The organism is Escherichia sp. GZ89 (genome assembly GCF_019366485.1).
Taxonomy (GTDB): Bacteria; Pseudomonadota; Gammaproteobacteria; order Enterobacterales; family Enterobacteriaceae; genus Escherichia; species Escherichia fergusonii.
Genome location: NZ_JAEOHX010000009.1, coordinates 114084 through 133303, shown reverse-complemented (window position 1 = coordinate 133303; position 19220 = coordinate 114084). Strand labels below are relative to the sequence as shown.

16 protein-coding genes are annotated in these 19220 nt (G+C 49.6%); 5 read left to right on the top strand and 11 right to left on the bottom strand.

Annotation, left to right across the window (positions count from 1 at the left end; translation table 11 throughout):
* Positions 1-57 precede the first annotated feature (57 nt).
* The 6 genes from mglC to folE form a co-directional block, all read right to left on the bottom strand.
* On the bottom strand, positions 58-1068 hold the full coding sequence (gene mglC / locus K0335_RS15435) for a galactose/methyl galactoside ABC transporter permease MglC (RefSeq protein ID WP_001275118.1): 1011 nt from the start codon (positions 1066-1068) through the stop codon (positions 58-60).
* 15 nt (positions 1069-1083) lie between these two features.
* Positions 1084-2604: a galactose/methyl galactoside ABC transporter ATP-binding protein MglA gene (mglA, locus tag K0335_RS15430; RefSeq protein WP_000255032.1), complete on the bottom strand. Its 1521-nt coding sequence runs from the start codon at positions 2602-2604 to the stop codon at positions 1084-1086.
* A gap of 60 nt (positions 2605-2664) precedes the next feature.
* Positions 2665-3663: a galactose/glucose ABC transporter substrate-binding protein MglB gene (gene mglB, locus K0335_RS15425; protein ID WP_001036935.1), complete on the bottom strand. Its 999-nt coding sequence runs from the start codon at positions 3661-3663 to the stop codon at positions 2665-2667.
* Between the two features lie 298 nt (positions 3664-3961).
* Positions 3962-4984 (bottom strand): HTH-type transcriptional regulator GalS, encoded by a 1023-nt coding sequence (gene galS / locus K0335_RS15420; protein WP_000628639.1) that lies wholly within the window; start codon positions 4982-4984, stop codon positions 3962-3964.
* A 143-nt stretch (positions 4985-5127) separates the two neighbouring features.
* Complete coding sequence (yeiB, locus tag K0335_RS15415) at positions 5128-6285, bottom strand: DUF418 domain-containing protein YeiB (RefSeq protein WP_104919420.1); 1158 nt, start codon at positions 6283-6285, stop codon at positions 5128-5130.
* A gap of 16 nt (positions 6286-6301) precedes the next feature.
* The gene (gene folE, locus K0335_RS15410; protein ID WP_001139613.1) at positions 6302-6970 is read right to left on the bottom strand and encodes a GTP cyclohydrolase I FolE; all 669 of its coding nucleotides are present in this window, start codon (positions 6968-6970) and stop codon (positions 6302-6304) included.
* A 256-nt stretch (positions 6971-7226) separates the two neighbouring features.
* On the opposite strand from folE, the gene yeiG reads away from it, so the two are divergent.
* Positions 7227-8063 carry an S-formylglutathione hydrolase gene (gene yeiG / locus K0335_RS15405; RefSeq protein WP_000421372.1) on the top strand — a complete coding sequence of 279 codons (837 nt, stop codon included), beginning with the start codon at positions 7227-7229 and terminating at the stop codon, positions 8061-8063.
* A 30-nt stretch (positions 8064-8093) separates the two neighbouring features.
* Here the strand turns inward: yeiG and cirA are convergent, their stop codons facing one another.
* From cirA to yieE, 3 genes are all read right to left on the bottom strand, one after another.
* Positions 8094-10073: a catecholate siderophore receptor CirA gene (gene cirA / locus K0335_RS15400; RefSeq protein WP_104918177.1), complete on the bottom strand. Its 1980-nt coding sequence runs from the start codon at positions 10071-10073 to the stop codon at positions 8094-8096.
* A 282-nt stretch (positions 10074-10355) separates the two neighbouring features.
* Positions 10356-11825, bottom strand: a complete 1470-nt coding sequence (lysP, locus tag K0335_RS15395) for a lysine-specific permease (RefSeq protein ID WP_000253266.1) — start codon at positions 11823-11825, stop codon at positions 10356-10358.
* Positions 11826-11993: 168 nt separating this feature from the next.
* Positions 11994-12863, bottom strand: a complete 870-nt coding sequence (gene yieE / locus K0335_RS15390; protein WP_000548321.1) for a DNA-binding transcriptional regulator YeiE — start codon at positions 12861-12863, stop codon at positions 11994-11996.
* Between the two features lie 99 nt (positions 12864-12962).
* Here yieE and K0335_RS15385 point away from each other — a divergent pair, with 99 nt between their 5' ends.
* The 3 genes from K0335_RS15385 to K0335_RS15375 all read left to right on the top strand — a co-directional run bounded on the left by K0335_RS15385 (position 12963) and on the right by K0335_RS15375 (position 16035).
* Positions 12963-14012 (top strand): YeiH family protein, encoded by a 1050-nt coding sequence (locus K0335_RS15385; protein WP_000065815.1) that lies wholly within the window; start codon positions 12963-12965, stop codon positions 14010-14012.
* Between the two features lie 73 nt (positions 14013-14085).
* Complete coding sequence (nfo, locus tag K0335_RS15380) at positions 14086-14943, top strand: deoxyribonuclease IV (protein WP_000873874.1); 858 nt, start codon at positions 14086-14088, stop codon at positions 14941-14943.
* A 3-nt stretch (positions 14944-14946) separates the two neighbouring features.
* Positions 14947-16035, top strand: coding sequence for a sugar kinase (locus tag K0335_RS15375; protein WP_000999811.1), 1089 nt, complete (start codon positions 14947-14949; stop codon positions 16033-16035).
* A gap of 54 nt (positions 16036-16089) precedes the next feature.
* On the opposite strand, the gene K0335_RS15370 is transcribed toward K0335_RS15375, so the two are convergent.
* Together K0335_RS15370 and rihB are read right to left on the bottom strand one after the other, a co-directional pair.
* Positions 16090-17340 carry a NupC/NupG family nucleoside CNT transporter gene (locus K0335_RS15370; protein WP_104919419.1) on the bottom strand — a complete coding sequence of 417 codons (1251 nt, stop codon included), beginning with the start codon at positions 17338-17340 and terminating at the stop codon, positions 16090-16092.
* A 99-nt stretch (positions 17341-17439) separates the two neighbouring features.
* Positions 17440-18381 carry a ribosylpyrimidine nucleosidase gene (gene rihB, locus K0335_RS15365; RefSeq protein WP_000415422.1) on the bottom strand — a complete coding sequence of 314 codons (942 nt, stop codon included), beginning with the start codon at positions 18379-18381 and terminating at the stop codon, positions 17440-17442.
* A 128-nt stretch (positions 18382-18509) separates the two neighbouring features.
* Between rihB and K0335_RS15360 the strand changes: the two genes are divergently transcribed.
* Complete coding sequence (locus tag K0335_RS15360; protein ID WP_104919418.1) at positions 18510-19214, top strand: transcriptional regulator YeiL; 705 nt, start codon at positions 18510-18512, stop codon at positions 19212-19214.
* Positions 19215-19220: the final 6 nt, after the last annotated feature.

Sequence of the window (19220 nt, the reverse complement as noted above, 5' to 3'; positions counted from 1 at the left end):
TCCGGTATTTGGCACCGATTGCCGGATGCGATGCATCCGGCAATACCCAAAATCACATCACTTCTTACGTGCGTATTTCAGTGAATCCAGCGCCACGGCGAAGATAATAATCGCCCCTTTGATGATGTACTGCCAGTACGGGTTTACGCCGATGTACGTCAGGCCATAGTTGATGACGGTAAAAATAATCACCCCAGTCACCACGCCAATCACCGTCCCTACACCACCGCTGAACGATACACCACCCACCACACACGCCGCGATAGCATCCAGCTCATACATAAAGCCGAGGTTGTTGGTGGCAGAGCCGATACGTCCGGCTTCTAACATCCCGCCGAAGGCATAGAACACACCAGACAACGCGTAGATCATCAGCAGGTTCAGGCCGACGTTGACACCAGATACTTTCGCCGCTTCCGGGTTACCGCCAATGGCAAAAATGTTCTTGCCGAAGCGGGTTTTGTTCCACAACACCCAGACGAATGCCACCGCAATCAACGCGTAGAAAGTGATGTAAGAGAGACGGAAACTCCCCAGCGCGACAAAGCCCTGAGCAAAGGTAGAGAAGCCACTGTCAAAACCAGAAATTGGCGACGCCCCGACAAAGTCGTAATAGAGCGAGTTGATGCCGTAGACGATAATCATCGTACCGAGAGTGGTAATGAACGGCGTCACGTTGAGATAAGCGATAATCAGACCGTTGATCAAACCGATCACCGCGCCAATGGCACAGACAATCAGAATAACCAGCGCAATCGGCATCGTCGCCATTTCCGGGAATACTTTGTTAGCGTTATCCATCGACTGCAATAACGTCGCCGCGACTACTGCCGCCAGCCCCACTTGACGACCTGCGGAAAGGTCAGTCCCCTGGGTGACAATTAATCCTGCCACACCAAGCGCGATAATAATACGCACCGATGACTGGGTGAGAATATTACTTAAGTTCAACAGACTTAAAAAAGTTGGGTCCTGGAAAATAATAATCGCCAGCAAAACTAAAAGAACGACGTAAATACCGCCCTCTTTCAGGTAAGTAAGAAAACTTTTCTTATTTAACGCACTCATGAGAGGCCCCTAATCTTAAAGGTGCAAAGACGCAAGACGCAGAATTTCGTTTTGCGTTGTTGTTTTTGTATCGACAATTCCGGAAACGAGACCATTGCTCATGACCAGAATACGGTCTGTTATCCCTAATAACTCTGGCATTTCGGAGGAAATAATAATAATCCCCTTGCCTTTCTTCGCCAGTTCGGCAATTAACTGATAAATTTCAAACTTCGCTCCGACATCAATACCGCGCGTCGGTTCATCGAGCATTAATATTTCTGGTTGCGTTAGCAGCCAGCGCCCAATAATTACCTTTTGCTGATTACCGCCGGAGAGTGAACCAATTTGCGTACGATGTCCCGGCGTTTTTACCCGCATCGAATCAATTACCCACTGGGTATCGCTTTTCATCCGCGAGTTATCCAGCAAGCCAACTTTATTTTTGTAGTTGCGGATATTGGAAATTAACGAGTTAAAGCCAATATCCAGATAGGCATAAATTCCCGTTGAGCGGCGCTCTTCAGTTACCAGTGCAAATCCGTGGTTTATGGCTTCGTTGGCGTTATGGTTATTGATCTTTTTGCCATGCAACGTAATGGTGCCAGCCGATTTCTCGCGAATACCAAATAACGTCTCAACAATATCGGTACGTTTCGCCCCCACCAGACCGGCAATGCCGAGGATCTCCCCTTTATGCAGATCAAACGAGACATCGCGAATCGACGGCTGGCGCAGCGACGTCAGGTTACGCACTTCCAGAATCACTTCGCCTGGCTTGTTTTCTTTGTCAGGGAAACGCTGATTAAGAGAGCGTCCAACCATCATGGCGATGATCTTGTCCATCGTCAGCCCTGCCAGTGGTTCGGTAGCGATCCACTGACCGTCGCGCAATACGGTGACTTCATCACATAACTGGAAGATTTCTTCCATTTTATGCGAGATATAAACAATACCGCAGCCGCGCTCTTTTAATTTACGAATAATAGTGAAAAGATGATTGACCTCTTTTTCAGTTAACGAAGATGTCGGTTCATCCATAATCACAATTTTCGCGTTATAGGAAAACGCTTTGGCGATTTCGATCATCTGCATTTGCGAAACGGATAATGTGCCGACGCGCGCACGCGGATCGATATCAATATCCAGTTCATCAAAAATCGCTTTGGTTTCGCGATACATTTTGTCCTGATCGACAAACATGCCTTTGGTGGGATATCGCCCCAGCCACATGTTGTCCATCACCGAACGTTGTAATACCAGGTTTAATTCCTGGTGTACCATCGAAATACCATTTTCCAGTGCTTCTTTGGCAGAATGAAAATCGATCTCTTTCCCCTGGAACAAAATGGTGCCGGAGTCTTTCTGATAAATACCAAACAGGCATTTTAATAATGTTGATTTTCCTGCGCCGTTTTCCCCCATTAATGCATGGATAGAATGTGGCCGGACTTTTAAATTAACGTTATCAAGTGCCTTAACCCCCGGAAAAGACTTGTTGATACCGCTCATTTCCAACAAGTATTCCCCGGAAGACGGAGTCGTTGAGCTGACCATATAATTTTACCTTGTTGGCCATACAATAAGGGCGCAGTAAACGACTACGCCCAATCAGTCTTATTTCTTGCTGAATTCAGCCAGGTTGTCTTTATCTACGCCAACATAGGGTACGCGGACCACTTTATTGTCGATTTTCCAGTTGGTGCCATCAGCCGCACCTTTGCCATCGGCCAGGTTTTTCGCCAGATCAAAGGTCGCTTTCGCCTGGTTGTTAGCATCGTTCAGTACGGTGCCCGCCAGTGCACCGGATTTCACCAGCGCCAGCGCTTCTGGCAGCGCATCGACGCCAAACACCGGAATGCTGGACTTGTTGTGTGCTTTCAGTGCTTCTACTGCGCCCATTGCCATCGCATCGTTGTTGGCGATAACCACTTCGATTTTGTTGGCGTTCGGGCCAGACAGCCAGGCGTCCATCTTATCTTTCGCCTGAGCGGTATCCCACATTGCGGTATCTAACTGTAACTGTTCAGTTTTGATGCCTTTGTCGTTCAGCTCTTTAATCACGTAAGTGGTGCGTGCTTCTGCATCCGGATGGCCCGGTTCACCTTTCAGCAGTACGAATTGAATCTGACCGTCTTTGTTGAGATCCCAACCCTGGTTTGCCGCCCAATGCTTAGCAATCAAATCGCCCTGAATAATGCCGGACTCTTTGGAGTCAGTGCCAACATAGTAGGCTTTATCGTAGCTATCCAGCGCCTTACGAGACGGTTCTTTGTTAAAGAAAACCACCGGCACGTTTTGCCCACGCGCTTTCTCAATCACCGTACCCGCAGCTGCCGGGTCAACCAGGTTGATTGCCAGTGCCTTCACCCCTTTCGCCAGCAATACGTCGATCTGATCGTTCTGCTTGGACTGGTCATTCTGAGAATCATTCATCAGCAGCTGAACATCTGGCGCGGCTTTCGCATCTTGTTCGATAGCCTTGCGCACAACAGACATAAAGTTATCGTCGTACTTATAGATTGTTACACCAATACGGGTATCAGCAGCGTGTGCAGTGGCACCGAATAACATGCTGGCCATGATTGCAGACAGGGTTAACACCTTCTTATTCATGAGATCTCCGGTTTTCTTATGCAGGGTAAAGTGCTTGAGATAAATGCCCGGCACTTAGCATTGTTAAAACAAATGTTAAAAGCGCCAGATTCTTTTTATAAATATTTTAAATCATCAGCCTGTAGACGGTCATAAAACAGGCCCAAATGTTGTTATTCCTGGCTGAACCTCGCTAAAAGTGATAATTCACTGTTACATATCGGTTACAGCACTGAAAACGGTGCCATCATAGCCATCACATTGTTAAGATACTGTGAAATCACTCACAGATTGAAAGCGGTTACATCAGGTGATTTGCTTAGTTAGTGATCGCTGCCGCATTCTGTCTGGCAGCAACTGAATGACGACGAACCAGAGTGGGCATAAAGCAGTGACTGGCGGAAAGATCCAGCGTACCCGCTGCCCCTTGTAATGCCAGTTCCGTCGCCATTTTTGCCATCGATGCAATGGGATAACGAACGGTGGTCAGTTGTGGATCGGTATATCGGGCGATAGGGATATCGTCAAAACCGATAATAGAAAGATGCTGTGGAATGGTAATGCCGTTGTCTTTTAACGCGGTTAGCGCTCCTGCGGCCATATTGTCGTTATACGCAAACACGGCGGAGAGTTGCAAATTGCGCCCCAGTAGCTCTACCATCGCGGCTTCCCCTCCTTGCATGTCTGGCGTTCCCATACCAATCCAGCTATCTGGCGGAACAATATCCTGCTCTTTTAGCGCACTCAGCCAGCCTGCTTTACGCATCGCATCATCTTCAATGCCGTGACTGGAGGCAAGGTATCCGATACGTTGATGGCCGTTGTTCAATAACATTCTGGTTGCCATTCTGGCACCGCTAAAATTATCGAGGCAAACACAGCGATGTGCATATCCTGGCACCAGACGATTAATCAACACCATTCCGGGTATTTGCTCCATAAACTGGACCAGTTCCTCATCACTGAGCGCTTTTGAATGAACAATCAAAGCATTACAGCGTTGACGAATTAACACCTCAATGGCATGGCGCTCTTTTTCTGCTTCATGGTAGCTGTTGCCAATCAGTACATATTTCTGGTGCTGCTGGGCAACGAGATCCACGGCCTTGACCAGGGCTCCGAAAAAGGCATCTGACACGTCCATCACCACCACGCCGATGGTTTCGCTGATCTGCGTCGCCAGCGCCTGAGCATTGGCGTTCGGACGGTAATCCAGTAGCGTTACCGCTTTCATTACTGCTTCACGCGTGTCAGGGCTGACTAATGCACTGTTGTTTAGCACCCTGGAAACCGTAGCTACGGAGACGCCAGCCTGACGAGCCACATCACGTATGGTGATCATATTCACTACCCTGTTCTGAAAATTGCAGTAGGCCACTGCATGCTGGCGGCTATTTTGTCAGCACTGAATACAGGACTTCGTGAATCGAGTCACAGCAATGGAAACGGTTACAGTCATTTTGTTAATGAATGTGATCCAGATCGTTATCTGAGTGTATTGGGAGTTGTTGCCCCTGATGATAGCAGGGTTAAACGACGCCAGAGCCATTCAACGGGTCCCTGCCGAAAGAAATGCAACCAAATAATGGAGAAAAGAAGATTCACCAGCCATACCGGAACAACAAATAACAGTAGTTCCAGGCGGTTAAACTGCATAAACAGACCGAGCTGGTAAAACAGCGTGGTACAAATTAATGTTTGTAACAGGTAATTCGTCAGCGCCATCCTTCCTACACAGGCAATTGCCAGTACCACTTTAAAGCGACTGAGCTGCGGCCAATAACCAAACAATAATGCCGCATAACCCACGGTCTGAAACGGCGCACCAATCTCGCGCGGGAGCTGCAATAAAAACGCGCACCAGCGATACGCCCAGTCCAGTCGCCACTGCAATATGATCGCAGGTAAGTTGATGACAACACCAATCACCACCAGCACCATTCCCGTTCGGCGATAATGACGCAGACTGTATTGCCCTTTCAGCCACCCGCTGCGCATCAATGCTGCGCCAATCAACATCATCCCCGCCAGCTGCCAGCCGTACTGCGCACCTAACGCCAGTAGACTGTCTCCGACCGCATTCGCACGATTGCCAATAGCCTCTGCGCTGCCGTGGAGTTTCCAGTATTTTTCATACAAGAGGGTAGACGCATCTGGCGTCCAGGCGCGGCTGGTCTGGCTGTCAGAAATCATACCCAGCAACAGCAATACGCCTAATCCCACCAGATACAGCAATACGCCTGTATTAAACAAACTTTTCACTGAAGGTGCATCGCGTACCAGTCGCCAGCAAATCAACCCCACCAGACCGTAGGCCAACAGAATATCGCCATCCCAGAATAATAACCCGTGAATAAATCCCAACAGAACCAGCAGTGTTAAACGAGACTGGATCCAACGTCTGCCACGCGGCAGCAGCATTTGCAAACCTGCACCAAACAGCAATGCAAAAAGTGTGAGGAATTTAACCTGCCCGATAAGATCAATAAATGCCCAGGTCCAGGCATCTTGCGGCGTAATAGTGCCGTACCAGGCGGGATTGAGATAAGCCGCCTTTGGTAACCCAAAGGCGCTGATGTTTAATAGCAGGATCCCCAGAATGGCGACGCCGCGAACAAAATCGAGCGTGACGTTGCGCTCCATGGTTCCTGCCTTTTAATCAGTTGTGATGACGCACAGCGCGCAGAAACTCGTGGCGCGTATTCTGACTGGATTTGAACAATCCACCAAGAGAGGTCGTTGTCGTGGCACTGGTTGCATCGCGGATGCCGCGCGCCTTCACGCAGTAATGTACCGCATCGATAGAGACAGCCACGTTATTGGTACCCAGCAGCGTTTGTAACGCAATGAGAATTTGTTGAGTCAGGCGTTCCTGCACTTGCGGACGCTGAGCAAAGAACTGCACAATACGGTTAATTTTTGACAGGCCAATGACCGAGTCTTTCGGGATATAGGCCACCGTCGCTTTGCCATCAATAGTAACAAAATGGTGTTCACAGGTACTGGTCAGAGTGATATCGCGCACGGTAACCATTTCATCGACCTTCATTTTGTTTTCAATGAGGGTGATTTTCGGGAAATTGGCGTAATCCAGACCGGAGAAAATTTCATCGACATACATTTTAGCGATGCGATGCGGCGTTTCCATCAAACTGTCATCAGCCAGGTCGAGATTCAGCAACTGCATGATTTCCGTCATATGACCGGCGATAAGGCTTTTGCGCGTTTCGTTATCCATTTCATGCACGGGCGGGCGCAGCGGTGTTTCCAGTCCTCGCGCAACCAGCGCTTCATGAACCAGGGCCGCTTCTTTACTGAGTGATGGCATTTATTTTTCTCCTGCAGGTGTGACGCCTCTGCCCTGCGTGGGGCAAAGTTATTAAGCTGATTAGCAGCCTGATTATTGTGCGTGAGGCGGCACACATAATCCAGTATTCACCGCGATAATTGTTGTAATTGCCGCTGCCTTACAAAGGTGTAATGTTAAAACACGGTTATGTAAATACGGAAGTGAAAGTTACTCACGACACAATGAATTAACGGTATGATGGAGGAATTGCAAACAACACAACAAGGAGCCACGCATGGAATTGCTCGAAGAGCACCGCTGTTTTGAAGGCTGGCAACAACGCTGGCGGCACGACTCCCGAATCTTAAACTGTACGATGACGTTTAGTATCTTTTTGCCACCGCCCCGCGATAACACCCCGCCACCAGTGTTGTACTGGCTTTCAGGGCTAACCTGCAATGACGAGAACTTCACTACCAAGGCGGGTGCCCAGCGCGTGGCGGCGGAACTGGGGATTGTGCTGGTGATGCCTGACACCAGCCCGCGCGGCGAACAGGTTGCCAACAACGACGGCTACGATTTAGGCCAGGGCGCAGGCTTTTATCTTAATGCCACGCAACCACCGTGGGCGACGCACTATCGGATGTATGATTATCTGCGCGATGAATTACCTGAGTTGATTCAGTCGCAATTTAACGTCAGCGATCGCTGCGCTATTAGTGGCCATTCGATGGGCGGTCACGGTGCATTGATTATGGCGCTAAAAAACCCAGGCAAATACGCCAGCGTTTCCGCCTTTGCGCCGATTGTGAATCCATGCAGCGTACCCTGGGGCATTAAAGCGTTTAGCACCTATTTAGGTGAGGACAAAAATGCATGGCTGGAATGGGACAGTTGTGCGTTGATGTACGCCAGCAATGCGCAGGATGCAATCCCGACACTTATTGATCAGGGCGATAACGATCAGTTTCTTGCCGACCAGCTACAACCTGCGGTGCTGGCGGAAGCCGCCCGTCAAAAAGCATGGCCGATGACACTGCGTATTCAGCCGGGATATGATCACAGTTACTACTTCATCGCCTCTTTTATAGAGGATCATCTGCGCTTCCATGCGCAGCATTTACTGAAGTAAAATCTGCCCGGTTCGCCGGGCATCTTCTCATCAGAAGCGATAATCCACAGCCATAAAGTAACGACGTCCATCTTCGTTATAGCTGTAGTCGTCACGACTGAGATCCTTGTCACCCAGGTTCAGCACGCCCGCACGCAGTTTGACGTCTTTGGTCACCTGCCAGGCTGCGCCGGTATTCCAGATGGTATAGCCGCCCGGTGTTTTAGCCGTCGCGCTGTCGGCGCGTTTCTGCCCGGTATAGTGACCAGAAACATAGAATGACCAGTCTTCCAGCGCCAGCGGTTTCCAGTCCAGCGTACCGTTAGCGGTATGGAATGGCAGATCGGATAGCGGTTTATTTTCGCCGTTGCTGACATCACGACCATCGTTGTAGGTGTAGTTGAGTGACAGTTTCCATTCATCGTTGAACGGAATTTTCAGTTCGGTTTCCACGCCCTGAATACGTGCTTTGTTAACGTTATAGTAGCTGAATACCGGCACACCGTTCGCTGTAAAACCGACAAAGTTTTGGTAGCCCGGTGCAGCATTGACGTCAGACGTACGGCTGATGCTGATACGATCTTTTACATCGTTACGGAAAACGGTCACGCTGGATTCAACCCCTTCCAGCCAGCCCTCTTCACCCAGGTAGTACAGCCCCAGCTCCCAACTTTCGCTGGTTTCAGGTTTCAGATCCGGGCTACCCACAATCTTGCATGCGCCACGGCAGGAATTGCTCGTCCAGTCGGGGCTAAGTTGTAACAGAGAAGGTGCTTTAAAAGCCGTCGCCCAGCCCCCTTTCACCGTTACAGTATCGGTGGCGTTATAAACCAGGTAGGCACGCGGACTCCAGTGTTCACCGTAGGTTTCATGATCGTCCATACGTACGCCGGTAGTCAGTGACAACGGTTCGAAGATCCGCCATTCATCTTCAACAAACAGCGCGTACTGGCTGGCAGATGTTTTGGTGCTGGTACCACCAGTCAGGTTTACCGCATCGCTAAGTTTGTCGTGACGCCATTCACCGCCAAACGTGACAAACTGATTAATCGCCGTCAGCGGCAACGTGTATTTGCCATCGACGGTATTACTTTCGGAAGTGATCGGACTGCTGTTACCAGGGTTTTTGTTCTCAACTTTCTCGCCGTAATATTTCAGTTCGCTGGTACCGTAATCCCAGCGACCATTATGGCTGACAGAGTAGTTCTGGCGTTCGAGGCGGTTTTTGTCCAGCGAGTCGGAATCACGATCCTGACGGTCAAAACCGTATCCGGCAGTAAAATCGTGATTTTGATTCGGTGTCCAGGCAAATTCAACATTGCCGTCGCGGCTGGAGAATCCTTCAATACGTGGTGTTTCTCCGGTATCGGTGGTGGTTGAATTTTGTGGATCATCCTTTTCACGTTTTGCCAGGCTGCCGTAAGCTTTCATTCCCAGCACACCGTCAATTAATGGCCCGCTGGTAAAGAACTGACCGTTATAGGTATCACCGCGATCGCGATGTTCCTGAATGGTGGTATCGACAGTTACTGTGCCTGCCCATTTTTGGCCAATTTTTTTAGTGATGATATTCACCACACCGCCAAGTGCATCGGAACCGTACAGCGAAGACATCGGGCCACGGACCACTTCAATACGTTCGATGGAATCGACCGGGATCCAGTTCAGATCGAAATCATTATGGCGGAAGACGGCATTGCGGGAGTTAACGCGTTTACCATCGACAAGAATCAGCGTGTAGCTGCTGTCGAGACCACGAATACTGACACCCTTGCGGTTGTCACCTTCGTTCGTCAGTTGTACGCCTGGCACTTCTTTGAGGACATCTTTCAGATTCTGAACAGGTTTACGCTGCAAATCTTCCTGAGTAATAACGCTAATACTCGCAGGTGCATCTTTGAGGTTTTGTTCAATGGAAGAGGCGGTGACAACCATCGTTTCGCCATCGCTATCAACCGCTAACACAGGCCATGCACAAGAAATTGCGGACAAACATAGCCCGACCCGTACGAAAGGGTTCAACCTAAACATTCCATATCTCCATGAGGTAACTACGAAAATAAAATGGGTTATCGCTCACATCTTCTGCATGTCCCCCTGCGCAAAACGTCATCGCGGTGGACTTTTTAATATGCAGGCGCTCACCTCAGAAAGCCTGATCAGCCTCTGATTTGTCAGCCTTTTTGGTTTGCCGTAACGATAATGCAAACGATAACAATTATCAATCTAATTGTTAAATTTATATCAGCATGATTATTAAGGAAAAGAAAAAGCCCTCTCGGTTGAGAGGGCTTCGTTAGGAAGGGGGATGACTTATTTGTTGTCGTTCTGCGGGAACTTCATTTCGCTGTAACGCACAAAGTGTGTTCCTTTAATCAACTTGTAACCAAACCAGATGGCCAGGAACAGCGGGATACCGATATACGTCGCCGCTACGCCGCCCCAGTCGATGGTGTCTTTCAGGAACGCTTCGTAGTTCTGACCCAGAGTGATGATCAGGCACAGTACAAATGCGAAGATCGGCCCCAGCGGGAAGAAACCAGAACGGTATGGCAGATCGTTAATATCATGACCCTGCAATACATAACCGCGACGGAAGCGATAATGGCTAATTGCAATCCCCAGCCAGGCGATGAAACCTGTCATCCCGGAGGTGTTCAGCAGCCATAAGTAAACTGTCTGGTTACCGAACATAGATGTCAGAAAGCACAGACCCGCAATCACCGTTGTCGCATACAGAGCGTTACGCGGCACGCCACCACGCGACAGTTTAGCGAAAATACGCGGCGCTTTACCGTCACAGGCCAGGGTATACAGCATACGGGTAGATGCATACATCCCGGAGTTACCCGCTGACAGTACTGCCGTCAGAATGACCGCGTTCATCACTGCCGCCGCAGAGAGCAGCCCCGCGTGCTGGAACACCAGGGTGAACGGGCTAACGCTAATATCTTTCACATCGTTACGCAGCAGGCTCGGATCAGTGTAAGGAATGATCAGGCTGATGATCAGAATCGCGAACACATAGAACAGCAGGATTCGCCAGAACACCTGACGCACCGCGCGCGGAATGTTTTTCGCCGGATCTTCAGATTCGCCAGCTGCAATACCGATCAACTCTGTTCCCTGGAAGGAGAAGCCGACAATCATCGCCACACCGATCATCGCCGCAAAACCACCGGCAAACGGTGCCTCGCCTATCGTCCAGTTGCTCCAGCCCGCCGGCTGTGCGCCTTTGAAGATACCAATAATCATCATTACACCGACGATGATAAAGATAACCACAGTGGCAACTTTGATAAGTGAGAACCAGTATTCAGCTTCACCAAAGCCACGAACAGAGATGTAGTTCAGCAGGAAGATAACGCCAAGGAACAAGGCACTCCAGATCCAACCGGGCGTATCCGGGAACCACCAGCTCATGACCAGCTGCGCGGCTACCAGGTCAACAGCGATAGTTACCGCCCAGTTGTACCAGTAGTTCCAGCCCAACGCGAAGCCAAAGCCTTCTTCAACATAGTTCTGACCGTAAGTGGCAAACGAACCGGAAACCGGCATATATGCAGCCAGTTCACCGAGACTGGTCATCAGGAAGTAAACCATCAGACCTATCAGAATATATGAGAGCAGCGCGCCACCTGGGCCCGCCTGAGAAATCGTTGCACCAGAAGCAACAAAAAGACCTGTACCGATGGAACCGCCAATGGCAATCATCGTCAGGTGGCGCGCCTTTAACTCACGGCGTAAACCGGGCGCTTCTGTAGTTTTAGTTTCGGAAACCATACTAAAAATGCTATCCATCCAAAAAATGAGGCGCGATTGTAGCAGAGGAAATGCTTTCCTTCCGGTACAAATACGCAGTTATAAGAGACCTTCATGACTGCCTGCGGATTATAAGTAAAGCAGAGATTACGTGAGTCGCCCCCCTGCTTCAACATGCCCCGCTCCACATCAAGGTTTGGTGCAATAACTTAAAAACCGTTGTAGCGCATTTGAAAGGTGTTTCTGCCGATGATGAATGCGCCACATAGTGCGCATCAGGCGTGGCAACGGCACTGCCACTTCACTTAGCGTGCCAGCCTGCAATTGTTCTTCAATTACACGCCGTGACAAGCAGCTGATTCCCAGACCATGACGCACGGCGTGCTTAATGGCTTCTGAGTTGCCAAGCTCCATTGCCATCTGGAACTTCGGCAGATGCGATAACAACAGATAATCAACAATCTCCCGTGTACCTGAACCGCGTTCACGCAGGATCCATGGCGCATTAGCCAGTTGTTCTAATGTTACCGGACCTTGAGCTAACGGTGATGAGGGGGAGGCAAAAACGACAAGTTCGTCTTCCAGCCACGGTTCCGAAATTATCTCGGTACTGTGGCACGGGCCTTCAATCAAACCGATATCAACACGAAAATCGAGTACGGCCTGGATCACCTCCTGGCTATTGCCAACGCTCAGCTCCAGCGGTAACTCCGGGTAGTCCTGACGATAGCGAGCAATTACCTCCGGCAATATATAGTTGCCAATAGTACTACTGGCAAATATACGGATCGCACCGTTGTCGCCACGAAATAATTGTTCGATCTCAATTGCCCGCTCCAGCAATGCCAGCGCACGCGGGTAGAGCAAACGCCCGTGTTCATTAACCACTAGTCGCTTACCGACACGGTCGAAGAGCTGAACACCAAGCTGCCCTTCCAGATCGGTTAAGGCCGCGCTTACCGCCGACTGTGATAACGCCAGCATTGCCGACGCCTGAGTCGTTGATCCGCTTTTTAAAACTTCAGTGAATACTTCTAACTGCCGCAGAGTGATGTGCATGGTCGCTTACCACTTATAAAGATTAATTATAAATATATAATCAATTTTATTTTTAAACCAGATCGCCGTAACCTTAATGCCCGGATAAAGGAGAAGGTTATGTCAAATATCACCTTACAGAATCATCGTCGTACAGTGTGGCATTTTATACCGGGGCTTGCCCTGAGTGCAGTGATTACCGGGGCCGCCCTGTGGGGTGGTTCCATTCCCGCGGTTGCGGGTGCCGGGTTTAGTGCCCTCACCCTCGCAATTTTGTTGGGGATGGTTTTAGGCAACACCATCTATCCGCACATCTGGAAAAGCTGTGACGGTGGTGTGCTGTTTGCCAAGCAATATTTATTACGTCTGGGTATCATTCTTTATGGCTTCCGTCTGACGTTCTCGCAAATTGCCGATGTTGGTATCAGTGGGATCATCATTGACGTGCTGACGCTGTCCAGTACCTTCCTGCTGGCTTGCTTCCTGGGGCAGAAAGTGTTTGGTTTGGATAAGCATACCAGCTGGTTGATCGGTGCCGGTAGCAGTATCTGTGGTGCTGCCGCGGTACTGGCGACTGAGCCGGTAGTGAAAGCGGAAGCCAGTAAAGTAACCGTGGCTGTTGCAACCGTCGTTATCTTCGGGACCGTCGCGATTTTCCTCTATCCGGCGATATATCCGCTGATGACTCAATGGTTTAGCCCGGAAACTTTCGGTATCTACATTGGTTCTACTGTGCACGAAGTGGCGCAGGTGGTGGCAGCAGGTCATGCCATCAGCCCGGATGCAGAAAACGCAGCAGTTATTTCCAAAATGCTGCGCGTGATGATGCTGGCTCCGTTCCTCATCCTGCTGGCGGCGCGTGTTAAACAGCTGTCTGGGGCGAACAGCGGCGAGAAAAGCAAAATCACTATTCCGTGGTTTGCCATCTTGTTCATCGTAGTTGCCATCTTTAACTCGTTCCACCTGTTACCGCAGAGCGTGGTGAACATGTTGGTAACGCTGGATACCTTCCTGCTGGCAATGGCGATGGCGGCGCTGGGTCTGACCACTCACGTCAGCGCGCTGAAAAAAGCCGGGGCAAAACCTCTGCTGATGGCACTGGTACTGTTTGCCTGGCTGATTGTTGGTGGTGCTGCGATTAACTTTGTAATTCAAAGCATCATCGCATAAACCACTACATCTTGCTCCTGTTAACCCGCTATCATTACCGTTTTCCTCCAGCGGGTTTAACAGGAGTCCTCGCATGAAATACATTGGAGCGCACGTTAGTGCTGCTGGCGGTCTGGCAAATGCCGCAATTCGCGCCGCCGAAATCGACGCAACCGCGTTTGCCTTGTTCACCAAAAACCAACGTCAGTGGCGTGCCGCGCCGCTCACGACGCAAACCATCGATGAATTCAAAGCTGCCTGCGAAAAGTATCACTACACGTCGGCACAAATTCTTCCCCACGACAGTTATCTGATTAACCTCGGACATCCGGTTGCTGAAGCCCTGGAGAAATCACGCGATGCATTTATTGATGAAATGCAACGTTGCGAACAACTGGGTCTCTCTTTGCTCAACTTCCACCCTGGCAGCCATTTAATGCAAATCTCCGAAGAGGATTGCCTGGCACGTATTGCTGAATCCATTAACATTGCACTGGATAAAACCGAAGGCGTGACGGCTGTAATTGAAAACACCGCCGGTCAGGGCAGCAATTTAGGTTTTAAATTCGAACATCTCGCCGCGATTATCGCCGGTGTGGAAGATAAATCTCGCGTCGGCGTCTGTATCGATACCTGTCACGCCTTCGCTGCCGGATACGATTTACGCACTCCCGCTGAATGCGAAAAAACTTTTGCTGAGTTTGAACGCATTGTCGGCTTTAAGTATCTACGCGGTATGCATCTTAACGATGCGAAAAGTACGTTTGGCAGCCGCGTCGACCGTCATCATAGTCTCGGTGAGGGCAATATCGGCCACGATGCGTTTCGCTGGATTATGCAGGATGCGCGTTTCGACGGTATTCCACTGATTCTCGAAACAATTAACCCGGATATCTGGGCAGAAGAAATCGCCTGGCTAAAAGCGCAACAAACTGAAAAAGCGGTGGCCTGATCAATGAACGACAGGGAAAAGCAGATTCTTAAAATTCTGCGGCGCAACCCACTGATTCAACAGAATGAAATAGCCGATATTCTGCAAATCAGCCGCTCGCGCGTTGCCGCTCATATTATGGATTTGATGCGTAAAGGTCTGATTAAAGGCAAAGGATATATCCTTACCGAGCAGGATTACTGTGTGGTTGTGGGGGCAATCAATATGGATATTCGTGGAATGGCGGATATCCACTACCCGGAGGCGGCATCGAATCCGGGTACTGTTCACTGTTCAGCGGGCGGCGTTGGTCGCAATATCGCTCATAACCTGGCTCTGCTTGGTCGGGATGTGCATTTGATTTCGGCTATTGGTAACGATTTTTATGGTGAGACATTGCTGGAAGAGACGCGCCGTGCAGGTGTGAACGTTTCAAGCTGTATTCGCCTGCATGGGCACAGCACCGCAACTTATCTCGCTATCGCCAATATGCAGGAGGAAACTGTACTGGCAATCAATGATACGCATATCCTGCAACAGCTGACGCCGCAACTGCTCAATGCTTCACGAGACCTGATTCGTCATGCTGGTGTGGTGCTGGCAGACTGTAACCTCACCGCCGAAGCACTGGAATGGGTCTTTACCATCGCTGATGAAATTCCGGTATTCATTGACACCGTTTCCGAATTTAAAGCGAGCAAAGTGAAAACCTGGTACAGCCGGATCCACACCCTGAAACCGACACAAAATGAACTGGAAATTTTGTGGGGACAGCCAATTAAAGATGACGATGATCGCATCAGCGCTGTAAATTCACTACATCAGCAAGGTGTTAAACGTATTTTTGTTTACCTGAAAGATGAGTCTGTTTTTTGCAGCGAAAAGGACGGCGAGCAATTTTTATTGACTGCGCCAGAGCATACGATAGTAGACAGTTTTGGTGCTGACGATGGTTTTATGGCAGGGCTGATTTACAGTTTTCTGGAAGGAAGCAGCTTTCGCGACAGCGCCCATTTCGCTATGGCCTGCGCGGCGTTATCGCGCGCCAGTGGCAGCATAAACAACCCTACCCTGTCTGCCGATAACGCGCTTTATTTGTTGCAGATGGCCTGAATATGATGCCGGATACGACGCTTAGAATGTCTTATCCGGCATACAAATTGTGCACTACGCCAGCCCAATAAAGAACCCGGCAATGGTCGCACTCATCAGGTTAGAAAGTGTCGCCGCCGCCAGCGCCCGTAAACCAAGCTGGGCGATTTCCGGTGCACGGTGTGGCGCAACCGCAGAAAACGCCCCCACAACCACCCCGATAGAACCGAAGTTAGCGAAGCCGCACAACGCGAAGGAAATAATCGCCACGGTTTTAGCATCGAGAGTGCCAGCCGTTTGCAGATAGGGTGAGAAATTGAGGTAAGCGACAAATTCATTAATCGCCAGCTTCTGTCCAATCAAACTTCCGGCAAGATTCGCATCACTCCAGTCAACACCCATCACCCACGCCAGCGGGGCCAGCAGGTAACCTAAAATGGACTCCAGCGAGGCATGTTCAAAACCAAACCAGCCACCAACGCCGCCGATAACACCGTTGATCAACGCAATGATGGCGACAAATGCCATCACCACTGTCGCCACACCCGCAGCGATTTTCAGCCCGGTCATTGCCCCTGTAGCAGCGGCTTCAATAATGCTTTTTGGCGGTGTTTCGGTGAAAGAGAGGTTATTAAAGGAAACCTGCGAAGATTCCGTAGCCGGACTTAACAGGCGGGCAAACAAGATTCCGCCTGGGATAGCCATTAACGATGCCGCCAGCAGATATTCCACAGGCACGCCCAGTGCGGCGTAACCAATCATTGTCGAACCAGCAATCGAGGCCATCCCGCTACAAATCGCTGTAAATAATTCATTGCGATTCAGACGCTCGATAAAGGGTTTGACGATTGCCGGAATTTCGTTTTGCCCGAGGAAAATGGTAGTGACCGCGACGAATGACTCGATCTTGCTGATATTTAAAGCTTTCTGGAATATACCGCCGAGAATGCGAATTAAGATCCCCATCACACCGATGTAGTAGAGAATACTCACCAGTGCTGTAACGAAGATAATTGCCGGTAATACCCTGAAACCAAAGATAAATCCTGCGCCATCAAATAAGGTGTCCATTTTCGGTCCAACCAGAGAACCGAAGATAAATGCGCTACCTGCGTCGCTGTACGCCATCACTTTATGCACGCCAAAAGCGACTTTTTCTGCGACCCAACGCCCTGGCGGTAACCAAAGCATAATGCCGCCAATCACGACCTGTAACACTAACGCCGCGCCAACGGTACGCAGGCTGATCTTCTTCTTGTTTACTGACAGCAAAAACGCAATTGCCAGCAGTACCACCATTCCCAGAACACTTCTCATGACATCCATAGTTATTATCTCTTCATGTCATTTTGGGCGACGGCTTTCTGCCCATCAGAAATAGCCGGGCCTGCATCTTGCGATACTGTCCCGGCTTGTTATCAACACTTAATGGGTTTTGATGTAGCCGCGCACGCACTCTTCGACTAATCCCCAGAACCAGTCGGTATCAATAGTGATGCCGACTTTGGTATTGGCGGGCTTGCCAAGAACGCCCAGCTCGTCGCAGACGGTACGCCCGTAACAAGGGCCACTGTTGACGTCCACTTCGACGTACATCTCCTGGGTTTTAATACCATCGGGGTTAATCAGATAACCGATACAGGTGGCGTCATGTACCGGGCCGCCAGCCAGACCGTAGTTTTCGAACTGGGTTTTCAGAGTGAAGTTCATGATGTCGCTGAACAACTCTCCGGCAGGGCCGCCTGCCCTTTCCATCCGTGCAATCACGTCCGGAGTGCAAACGGTCTGGTTGGTGAGATCGAGGCCCATCATCACTAATGGAACGCCGGAGGTGAACACCACTCGCGCCGCTTCCGGGTCAGCAAAGATGTTGAACTCGGCAGAAGGGGTGAAGTTGCCAGTACCGTAAGCGCCGCCCATTAGCACAATTTCACGGATTTTTGGCAGGATTGCGGGTTGCATACGCATTGCCACCGCGATATTTGAAAGCGGACCAACCGGCACCAGAGTGATATCGCCATCGCTTGCCATCAGGGTATCGATGATATATTTCACCGCATGGGTGTTTTCTGCCTGACGAGTCAGCGGTTCGAATACCGGGCCATCCAGTCCGGTTTCACCGTGAATATTATCGGCAACGATTTGTTGACGCATAATGGGTTGCGGCATCCCCGCATAAACCGGAACGTTAATCTCCAGTTTCTGGCAAACATTCAGGCCATTAATTAATGTTTTATCAAGCGTCTGATTACCCGCCACAATGGTGATACCTAATAAATCAATCGCCGGATGTTTCGCCGCCATCATTATGGCAATAGCATCATCATGACCAGGATCACAATCCAGAATAATCTTTCTCTTTTCCATTGTTTATTTCCTCTGTTTCCAGTTGCGTTATTTTTGCTACAGCAAAGAAATTTCTACCGGCCGATGATTGAATCTTAACAACAGCGTACGTATGCTAAATATGAGAAATCTCATAGCGGATAAACATCGTGAAAGAAATCCACAATAATGAATTGAAGCAACAACTGATTAACGAATCCGCATTTAAGGATTGCTTTTCAACGGATGTTTCAGCCGATGCACGGCTGTTTCATTTTTTAGCACGTGACTACATTGTGCAGGAAGGGCAACAGCCGTCATGGCTGTTTTACCTGACGCGAGGCCGCGCCAGGCTTTACGCCACGCTTGCAAATGGTCGCGTGTCGCTGATCGATTTCTTTGCCGCCCCCTGTTTTATTGGTGAGATTGAGTTAATCGATAAAGACCATGAACCACGTGCGGTGCAGGCGATTGAAGAGTGTTGGTGCCTTGCACTCCCCATGAAACATTACCGTCCGCTGTTATTAAACGACACGCTATTTTTACGAAAACTCTGCGTTACTTTAAGCCATAAAAATTATCGCAATATTGTTTCTTTAACTCAGAATCAATCATTTCCGTTAGTGAATCGCCTGGCAGCTTTTATATTACTCTCGCAGGAAGGTGATCTTTATCACGAAAAGCATACGCAAGCTGCAGAGTATTTGGGTGTTTCTTATCGACATCTTTTATATGTTCTCGCGCAATTCATTCACGACGGTTTATTAATTAAAAGTAAGAAAGGGTATTTAATTAAAAACAGAAAGCAGTTGTTAGGGCTGGCGCTGGAGATGGAGATGGACCCGGAGAATAAATTCTCCGGGATGATGCAGTAAAAAATA